At 66.6% G+C, this 8,683-nt stretch carries 10 protein-coding genes and 1 riboswitch; of the genes, 2 read left to right on the top strand and 8 right to left on the bottom strand.

Annotated elements, in window-relative coordinates; genetic code table 11:
• A partial coding sequence (locus WA965_RS27325) for an amino acid permease (RefSeq protein WP_526448239.1) occupies positions 1-754 on the bottom strand: 754 nt, incomplete at its 3' end.
• A 104-nt stretch (positions 755-858) separates the two neighbouring features.
• Here WA965_RS27325 and WA965_RS27320 point away from each other — a divergent pair.
• Complete coding sequence (locus WA965_RS27320; RefSeq protein ID WP_526302738.1) at positions 859-2,109, top strand: TetR/AcrR family transcriptional regulator; 1,251 nt, start codon at positions 859-861, stop codon at positions 2,107-2,109.
• Here the strand turns inward: WA965_RS27320 and WA965_RS27315 are convergent.
• The 5 genes from WA965_RS27315 to thiD all read right to left on the bottom strand — a co-directional run bounded on the left by WA965_RS27315 (position 2,076) and on the right by thiD (position 5,912).
• Positions 2,076-2,342, bottom strand: coding sequence for a DoxX-related protein (locus tag WA965_RS27315; protein ID WP_178361296.1), 267 nt, complete (start codon positions 2,340-2,342; stop codon positions 2,076-2,078). The genes WA965_RS27320 and WA965_RS27315 overlap by 34 nt on opposite strands.
• An 8-nt stretch (positions 2,343-2,350) precedes the next feature.
• Positions 2,351-3,838, bottom strand: coding sequence for a flavin-containing monooxygenase (locus tag WA965_RS27310; RefSeq protein ID WP_526302739.1), 1,488 nt, complete (start codon positions 3,836-3,838; stop codon positions 2,351-2,353).
• A gap of 21 nt (positions 3,839-3,859) precedes the next feature.
• Entirely contained in the window at positions 3,860-4,423 is a 564-nt protein-coding gene (locus WA965_RS27305) for a septum formation family protein (RefSeq protein WP_526302740.1), read from the bottom strand.
• Between the two features lie 14 nt (positions 4,424-4,437).
• The gene (locus WA965_RS27300; RefSeq protein WP_526448238.1) at positions 4,438-5,058 is read right to left on the bottom strand and encodes an alpha/beta hydrolase family protein; all 621 of its coding nucleotides are present in this window, start codon (positions 5,056-5,058) and stop codon (positions 4,438-4,440) included.
• On the bottom strand, positions 5,058-5,912 hold the full coding sequence (gene thiD, locus WA965_RS27295) for a bifunctional hydroxymethylpyrimidine kinase/phosphomethylpyrimidine kinase (protein ID WP_526302742.1): 855 nt from the start codon (positions 5,910-5,912) through the stop codon (positions 5,058-5,060). The genes WA965_RS27300 and thiD overlap by 1 nt, the downstream gene beginning before the upstream one ends.
• Positions 5,907-6,015: riboswitch (TPP riboswitch) on the bottom strand. Its footprint overlaps the gene before it by 6 nt.
• A gap of 216 nt (positions 6,016-6,231) precedes the next feature.
• On the opposite strand from thiD, the gene WA965_RS27290 reads away from it, so the two are divergent.
• Positions 6,232-7,563 carry a PE-PPE domain-containing protein gene (locus WA965_RS27290; protein WP_526448237.1) on the top strand — a complete coding sequence of 444 codons (1,332 nt, stop codon included), beginning with the start codon at positions 6,232-6,234 and terminating at the stop codon, positions 7,561-7,563.
• A 33-nt stretch (positions 7,564-7,596) separates the two neighbouring features.
• On the opposite strand, the gene WA965_RS27285 is transcribed toward WA965_RS27290, so the two are convergent.
• Both WA965_RS27285 and WA965_RS27280 read right to left on the bottom strand, forming a co-directional pair.
• Positions 7,597-8,406, bottom strand: coding sequence for an exodeoxyribonuclease III (locus tag WA965_RS27285; RefSeq protein ID WP_526302744.1), 810 nt, complete (start codon positions 8,404-8,406; stop codon positions 7,597-7,599).
• Between the two features lie 4 nt (positions 8,407-8,410).
• A partial coding sequence (locus WA965_RS27280) for a GNAT family N-acetyltransferase (protein WP_526448236.1) occupies positions 8,411-8,683 on the bottom strand: 273 nt, incomplete at its 5' end.

Raw genomic sequence — 8,683 nt, 5'->3', positions numbered from 1 at the left:
CCGCTGCGCCGACACCGACCACCGGCACCAGCTCCGGGAAGCCCGCGGCGCGCACCGCCTCGGACAGCGGTGCCTCGGCGGTCGCGAGTCCGGCGCTGCCCAACTGTGCGAGCACCGCGACGGCGACCACTGCGTAGACGACCAGGACGATGCCCAGAGCCAGCGGCACCGCGCGCGGAATCGTCCTCGCGGGATCGCGGACCTCCTCCCCGAGGGTAGTGATCCGGGCATACCCGGCGAACGCGAAGAAGAGCAGGCCCGCCGCCTGGAGCACGCCGTAGCCGGTGGCGTCGTCCACTGCCAGTCGCGCGGGGTCGGGGTCGCCGAAGCCCAGGACGACGATCACCACCATCGCCAGCACCGCGAGTACCAGCGCGACGATGACGCGGGTGAGCAGAGCCGACTTCTGGATCCCCGCGTAACCGAACGCGGTCAGCGCGACCACCGACGCGACCGCCACCGCGTTCGCGTACGCCGGCCACACGTAGTACCCGACCGTGAGCGCCATCGCCGCGCAGGACGCCGTCTTGCCGACGACAAAACTCCACCCCGCGGTGTGGCCCCAGAACGCACCGAGCCGCTCGCGGCCGTACACATAGGTGCCGCCGGACTGCGGATAGCGTGCCGCCAGCCGGGCCGACGACATCGCGTTGCAGCACGCCACGACGGCGGCGATGGTCAGTCCGATCAACAGGCCGGAGCCTGCCGCCGCCGCGGCCGGGGCGAGCGCGACGAAGATTCCCGCCCCCACCATCGCGCCGAGCCCGATGGTGACGGTGTCGAATGTCCCGAGCCGTCGCCGCAACTGTGGGCCGTCGGACGAGGTCACGGTGACCAGTCTCCGTTATCGTGAGCGCCATGGCGCGCACCGCCGCTGACAACCGTGATGCCGGTGGCATCCGGCGTCGGCCCAGGGACCGCAAGGCACAGATCGCCCGTGCGGCCGCCGAGGCGTTCAGCGAGCTCGGTTACCACGGGGTCAGTATGGAGACCATCGCGTCACGGGTCGGGATTTCGGCGGCGGCGCTGTACCGCCACTACTCGAGCAAGTACGAGCTCTTCCGCGGTGCGGTCCTCAACCTCGGTCAACAACTGGTGGACGGCACCGCCGAGATCGACGCCATTGCCGGGACCGATGACGAGGATCCGCAGCAGGAACTGGACCGGCTGGCGTCGGCGCTCATCGGCATCGCGATGGCCAACCGGGCATCGGGAGGCCTGTACCGCTGGGAGGCCCGGTATCTGCACGACGAGGACCAGGCACTGCTGATCGACCAGTTGCGCACGGTGCACCACCGGATCCACCGGCCGCTGATGGTCCTTCGCCCGGAACTCACCGTCCGGCAGCGTTCGACGGTGTCCACGGCGGTGCTGTCGGTGATCGGCAGCATCGTCGATCATCGGGCCAAACTGCCCGCAGCTCAAGTACATATGGTGCTGAGTCAGCTCGTGCGGAAGGTGCTCACCGCCGAGCTGCCCGAGATGCCGCCGCAACCGGCGCCGACCGACGACACCCGGCGAGTGGACTCGTCCAAGTACGAAGCGCTGCTGACGGAGTCGCTGCGGCTGTTCAACCTCGAGGGTTATCGCGACACCACCATGGATGACATCGCCTCGGCGGTGGGCATTCCGACTTCCGCTATCTACAAGTACTTCTCGGGCAAGTCCGACATCCTGGCCGCGGCGTTCCGGCGAGCCTCGGACCGGTTGTCCGCCGAACTGTCGGCGGTGATGGCGACCGTCAGCGTTCCCGAGGAATCGCTGGCAGCGGTGATCGACGCCTACGTGACCCGCTCCTTCGACCAACCCGAACTCGAGAACGTCTACTACAGCGAACGTCTCAACCTGACAGCGGCGGATCAGCGCATCCTGCGCGACCTGCAACGGTCAACCGTGGAGTCGTGGGTCGAGCTGGTGGTGTCGGTCCGGCCTGAATGGACTGCCGCGCAGGCGCGCTTCGCGGTGCACGCCGCGATGTCGCTGGTGATCGACATCGGCCGACTGGTGCACTATTCGAACGCGCACGAGGCGAGGGCAACGGTGGAACGGTTGGTGGACCTGACCCTGCTGGGGCGCTATCGGTTGCGAACCACGTTGCCGGTCAAGTAGAGCAGGTATCCGATCAGGCCCGCGATGGCCAGCTTGCGGGTTCGCTGAGCCGCAAGTCCGAGTCCGACGACGGTCTCGATACCGCCGTCGATGTACACGTGCTGCCGGGTGTTGGTGGGAAACGCGGGCTTGGTGAGTCCCTCGAAAAGCTGCGGGACGGCGAAGTGCGCCAACCCGGCCCCGGCGAGCGCCACTCCGGCGACGGTCGCGGCACGTGAATTCTCTTTCGGCACTGTGACTCCTAGTTGATCTGGTAGTCGCTCAGCGGGAAGTCGCTGGCTTCTTCGATGGCTCTACGGGTGGATGTGGGCCGCAGCAGGGTCGGCTCACCACTGGGGTTGAAGTAGTACGAGCGTGCCGATGCGCAGTTGCCGTTGACGAACAACGAATCGCCGAGCAGTTCGGTCATCCGATCCAGGAACCGGGTGTTGGCTTCGTCGGTGACCTCGAACGTCGTGGCGTCACGGCGCTTCATCTCGTCGAAGAGACGCTGCATGTGTCGCATCTGGTACTCCATCGTGTTGAAGAAGTTCAACCCGAGGAAGGCGTAGGGACTGGCGAGTGACAGATAGTTGGGGAACAGTGGCATCGAGACACCCTGATATGCCTGGAACCTGTTCTCACGCCACCATTTACCCAAATTGCGGCCATCCCGTCCGATGACCTCGATGGCGGGGAAGTTGGCCTCCCACAGGTCGAAGCCGGTGGCGAGCACCAGGGTGTCGATGGCTGTCTTCTGGCCGTCGTTGCCGACGATTCCGTCCGATTCGATCCGTGCGATGCCGTTGTCCTGCAGGTGCACATGAGGCTTGGTGAAGGTGCGGTAGTAGCTGTTGGAGAAGGTGGGTCGTTTGCATCCGAAGTCGTAGTCGGGAGTGAGCCTGTCTCGCAGTTCCTTGTCCCGGATGGTCGCGAACCGGTGCATCTTCGCCAGATCGCTTGCCCCTATGTTGAACCGCCCGCGGGTCTGTCGATTGTGCAGCACCGCCACCGAGATCATCAGTTCATAGATGGTGTCGGTGACCCAGCGGATCACTCTCTGCGTCAACGGCATCCGCGCGAACAGTCGCTTGGCGCGCTCGGAGAACCGAAAGTCGACCTTGGGCACCACCCAGATCGGGGTCCGCTGGTACACCGTCAGGTCGGCGGCCTGCTTGGCCAGTTCCGGGATCAGCTGAACCGCGGTGGCGCCGGTGCCGATGATGCCGACCCGCTCACCGGTCGGGTCGTAGGAGTCGTCCCACGCCGTGGTGTGGATGATGCGCCCGTCGAACTCCGCGATCCCCGGGATGTCGGGGATGTGCGGTTGGGACAGGAAGCCGGTCGCGGTGATCAGGTAGCGGGTCGTCAGCGTCGCGCCGTCGGCCAGGGCGACATGCCACCGCTGGGTGTCGTCGTCCCAGCGGGCACCCTGGACCGTGATGCTGAACCGGATGTGGCGGCGCACGTCGTATTTGTCCGCGACGTCGTCGGCGTACTGCTTGATCTCGTCACCGGTGGAGAACAGCCGGGACCAGTTCGGGTTCGGCTCGAAGTAGTACGAGTAGGTGGTCGTGGGAACGTCGACCGCCAGGCCGGGATAGTGGTTGACATACCACGTCCCGCCGAGGTCGTCCTCGCGGTCCAGGATGACGAAGTTCTCGTAGCCCATCCGCTTCAACTGGATGGCAGCGCCGATTCCTGCAAAACCGGCTCCCACGATGACCGCGTCGAAGTGCTCCGAAGTCATGGGTAGACGGTACCCGAGGTATCAGCCTCTGAGGGAACCGGTCCGGGGTGGGTCGAGGGTCGCAATGCAGGTCACAGCCCGGTCGCCGGCTGCCCAGGTCTCCGCGGTCGGATAGAGGACGTAGAGCTGAACCGAATCGTCGGTCATCGCCGCGGGCGAGTAGGTCGCGAGCTCAGGGCCGCATTTGTCGTGGTAGGCCTCGATCGCCTCCATCCCGGGGAAGTCACCGTCGGGCATCAGGAGAACTGCGAACACCTCTCCGGCGTGGGGTTCATCGCACCCGACCGTCTGAACCCGGAGCACCTCGTCCCCGTCCGGGATCTCGGCCAGGCAGTCACCAACGGCGACGTCGGTTGCCGTCACGTTGCCGGGACCGATGACCGCCTTGAACGCGATCACCGCGCCGATGCACAAGAAGACCAGTACCGCGAGCACGATGCCGCCGATCAACCACCAGTTCGTCTTCCTCGGCGGCGGCGGAGGCTGGTAGCCACCCGGGTACGGAAGTGGGGGAGGAGGCGGTGGGTATCCACCGGGGCCGTAAGGAGGTGGAGGCGGGGGTGGCCCCTGAGGTGGCACGGACACACCGCGACGATAGCTCAGTCGAGTAGGCGCAGCGCCGCGTCGACCGCAAGGGCCGGGACGTCGAGTTTCCTGGAAGCGAGATCGTGACGCGCGCCGGTGATCTCGACGATCCGGGTGGGGGCGGCGATCAGGGCGGCAGCCGGGCCGATCTCGTCGATGCTGCCGAACGGGTCCGCGGTCCCGTGGGTGAACACGGTCGGAACGGTGATGCGCGGCAGGTGCTCGGTGCGGGCACGTTCGGGCTTGCCCGGCGGGTGCAGCGGGTAGGAGAACAGCGTGAGCACGTCGAGTTCGAGGTCGTCATCGGCGACTGCCATCGAGGTGAGGCGTCCGCCGTAGGAGTGGCCCCCGGCGACCACGGGAAGTTCCGGGTCACCGAGCAGTGCACGCATCGCGGCCACCGCCTCCACGATGCCCGTCCGGTCGGCCGCCTGGGTGCCCGAGGGAGGTCCTTTGGGGCGGCGCCGTCGGTACGGCAGGTTGTAGCGCACCGCGAGCCAACCGCGTCGTGCCCATTCCTCGCACGTCGCGATGAGCATCGGAGAATCCCGGTTGCCGCCCGCCCCGTGTGTCAGGGCCACGCCGCCCGCCGGTGTGCCTGCGGGTTCGTGCACGATGCCTGCGCTGTCGTCCATCAGCCCAACCGGAACAGAGCGGACACCGGGCCGTGGCCCTGCCCCAGCGGGTACGCGGCGCGCAGGCATTCGGTGACCCAGCGTTTACCGAACGAGACGGCGTCGGGTACCGGGTAGCCGTGCGCGAGGGCGCTGGCGATCGCGGCCGCGAGCGTGTCACCGGCGCCGTGGTCGTGGCCGGTGTCGATGCGTGGGGAATCGAACTCGTGGAATTCGGTGCCGTCGAACAACAGGTCCGGACTGTGCGCCGAGGACCGCAGATGACCACCCTTGACCAGCGCCCACTGTGGACCGAGCGCGTGCAGTTCACGGGCCGCCGCCCGCTGGGTGTCGGCATCGACCACCTCGATGTCGACCAGCAGCCGAACCTCGTCGAGGTTGGGCGTCACCAGGGTTGCGAGCGGAAAGAGATCCTGCCGCAACGAATTCAGTGCGCTCGGGTGCAGAAGCAGGTCTCCGTGCATGGAGGCGCAGACCGGGTCCACGACCAGCGGCACGGAGCCCGCGAGGCCCTGTCCGACCCAGGCTTCGGCGATGGTGTTGATGATGTCCGACGACGCGAGCATGCCGGTCTTGGCGGCCTGCACCCCGATGTCGGAGGCCACCTCCTCGATCTGGCCGGCGATGACGCCCAGTGGGATCTCATGAAAACCTTTGACGCCCAGTGAGTTCTGCACCGTCACCGCGGTGACGGCGACCAGGCCGTGGATGCCCAGCATCGCGAAGGTCCGCATGTCGGCCTGGATCCCGGCGCCCCCGCCGGAGTCCGAACCGGCGATGGTCATCACCCGCAGCGGCGTCTGCCCGGGCGGGGCGAGCGGGAGGTAGGTGGTGACCGACGGATCGACAGACATCTCAGGGCTTCTCCCTACGCCGGCATTACCCGGTCAGGTTCGTACGGTCGACGGGCCCACCCGTCCTCTCAGCGCGCTGGTACACGCTCCCGCGTTGTTGACGCTGCCACGCTAGCGCAGCCGCCGTGCAGACGGAACCTCGAGTGCTGACGTGCGCACAACGGTAAATCCAGTGAATCAACAATTGTTTGCTAAAACTGCTTGGCCGCGTTGATTTCTAGGAGTACGCTCACGTCCCAGTAGGGAGACTCGTGGGGGGTTTCCTGCCCTACCAGGGGGTTGCACAATGAAGGTATCCAAGCGCTCTGTCGTTGCTATATTGGCCAGTAGCTCATTTCTCCTGGCGCCGACAGCAATCGCCGCACCGCCGGGCGGAGGCGCCTGCGGGACGGTCGGGTGCACCAATGGCGCGACCGCGTTGCTGGTAGGCGGGGAGGGCAGTTATGCCCAACTCACCGAGGAACAGATGACGACAGCGTTCGGCGGGTACTTCGCGAACTACGACGCGCGCATCAGCGTGCCGTTCCCGGGTGATGCGGAGTTTGCGCGCTCGATCCCGGAGGGTTCGGACAATCTGTACAACGCCATCTACGCGCACCAGGCGGCGCTGGGAACGCCGATCACCATTGGCGGGGTGTCCAAGGGGGCGCCCTCGGTTGTTGATGTGCTCTACCGGCTGATGGAGGATCTGGAGGACACCGAGGACGGGGTGACTCCGCCGTTGCCGGAAGAGATGACTGTGGCGATCTACGGCGCACCCAGTCGGGTCTTCTTTGTGGGCGTCAAGTACCAGCCGGTGCCGGATACCCCGTGGGACGTCGTCGTCGTATCGGCGGAATACGACGGCACCGCGGACTTCCCGGATAACCCGTTCAACATTCTCGCCGTCCTCAACGCGGTCAACGGCGCGAAGTTGAGGCATGTCGATGCGGCGTTCTACGACATCCAGACGTTGCCGACGCGCTACAAGGTCGAGGAGAACTCGCTGGGCGGGACGAGGACGACGATCATCATTCCGGCCGAGCGGCTTCCACTACTTCACGACATGTACGAGAGCGATTTCTGGGACCCGAATTTCGTCGCGTTCCTGGACAGGATGCTCAAGCCCATGATCGACAGCGCGTACAACCGGAACTGGTCCACGAGGCAGAAGGGATGGATCGACGGCATTGCTCCTCTGCCGGCACCGCCCGCAGGGCCTGTGGTGACTCCCCCGGTGGATCTCGCTGGTTCCGACCTCGCGGGTGCCAACGTCACCGGTTCCAGTGTCGGGGGTCCCAATCCGGAAGGTCCCGGGACAAGTCCCGCGGGCGAGCCCGGCGGCGGTCCCACCCCGCCCGCTGCGGCACCGCCTGCTGGGGACACCGAGCCGCTGGCCGACAAAAGGAAGCTCGACAGGTTCGACCCCACCGAGGAACTCGACCTCACCGATGAACTCGACGGCGAAGAACTCGACGGCGGAGAACTCACCGACGACCTCCAAGAGCAGGAGGAACAGCAGCAGGAACAGCAGGGGGACGACGGTGAGCCGCCGGCGGACAACGGCGGGGACGACGCGGGCGACGACGACGCGGGCGGCAACGACACGGGTGACAACGACACCGGTGGCAACGACACCGGTGGCAATGACACCGGTGGCAACGAGTCCTAGGGGTTGCCGAAAGGCGGTGTCGCCGAGTGGAACTCACCGATGCTCGGTGAGTTCCATCAGCACCGGGGCATGATCGCTGGGCTGCTTGCCTTTTCGTTCCTCCCGTACAATCTCTGCGTGCGTGACCCGCGCTGCCAGGGCCGGTGAGCCCAGGATGAAGTCGATGCGCATGCCACGGTTCTTCGGGAACCGCAACTGGGTGTAGTCCCAGTACGTGTACACGGCGGGCCCCGGCGTGAAAGGTCGCACCACATCGGTGAACCCGGCGTCGACGATCGAGCCGAACGCCGCGCGCTCCGCCTCGGTGACGTGGGTGCTGCCTTCGAAGAACTCGATGTCCCAGACGTCCTCGTCGGTCGGGGCGATGTTCCAGTCACCGACGAGGGCGATCGGCGCCGACGGATCCTCGGTCAACCACGTCGCAGCCGTCTCCCGAAGGGCGGCAAGCCATTGCAGCTTGTAGACGTAGTGCGCCGAATCCACGGTGCGGCCGTTGGGAATGTAGAGACTCCACACCCGGACGCCACCGCACGTCGCTGCCAGCGCCCGCGCCTCGGCAGCAATCGGGACGTCGGGCTTGTCGCCCCACGCCGGCTGTCCGTCGAAACCCGCTTGCACGTCGTCGATGCCGATCCGCGACGCGATGGCCACGCCGTTCCACTGATTGAACCCGCTGTGCACGACCTCGTAACCGAGGGCTGCGAACGGCATGGTCGGGAACTGCTCGTCGGAGCACTTGGTCTCCTGCATCGCCAGCACGTCGACGTCGGCACGCTGCAGCCAGTCGGTGACGCGGTCGACCCGGGTGCGGATCGAGTTGACGTTCCAGGTGGCCAGGCGCATGGAGTCACCCTACGACGGGAGCGCGCGCCAGCAGATCCTCGGCGCGGACGTACCGCAGGCGGTGGTGCACCACGAATCCCATCGACTCGTAGAGCGCTCGAGCGGCGCCGTTGTCGATGACCACCTGCACATACGCGCGGGTCGCGCCGCGTTCGCGAGCCCACTCCAGGAGCCCTGCACACAGGGTGCGCGCCAGACCCCGGCGCCGGGCGTCATCGGAGACGTGCACCGCGGACAGTCCGACCCACCGGGTGCCGTCGGGCGCGTCCGTCACCGC

Source organism: Mycobacterium sp., assembly GCF_049683935.1.
In the GTDB taxonomy this organism is placed as follows: Bacteria; Actinomycetota; Actinomycetes; order Mycobacteriales; family Mycobacteriaceae; genus Mycobacterium.
This window is presented reverse-complemented; position numbering and strand designations above follow the sequence as displayed.

Excerpts from the sequence above, each read along its gene's own strand:
- WA965_RS27285 (WP_526302744.1), bottom strand. The coding sequence starts at position 8,406 with ATGCGCCTGGCCACCTGGAACGTCAACTCGATCCGCACCCGGGTCGAC.
- WA965_RS27300 (WP_526448238.1), bottom strand. The coding sequence starts at position 5,058 with ATGGACGACAGCGCAGGCATCGTGCACGAACCCGCAGGCACACCGGCG.
- WA965_RS27310 (WP_526302739.1), bottom strand. The coding sequence starts at position 3,838 with ATGACTTCGGAGCACTTCGACGCGGTCATCGTGGGAGCCGGTTTTGCA.
- WA965_RS27320 (WP_526302738.1), top strand. The coding sequence starts at position 859 with ATGGCGCGCACCGCCGCTGACAACCGTGATGCCGGTGGCATCCGGCGT.
- thiD (WP_526302742.1), bottom strand. The coding sequence starts at position 5,912 with ATGTCTGTCGATCCGTCGGTCACCACCTACCTCCCGCTCGCCCCGCCC.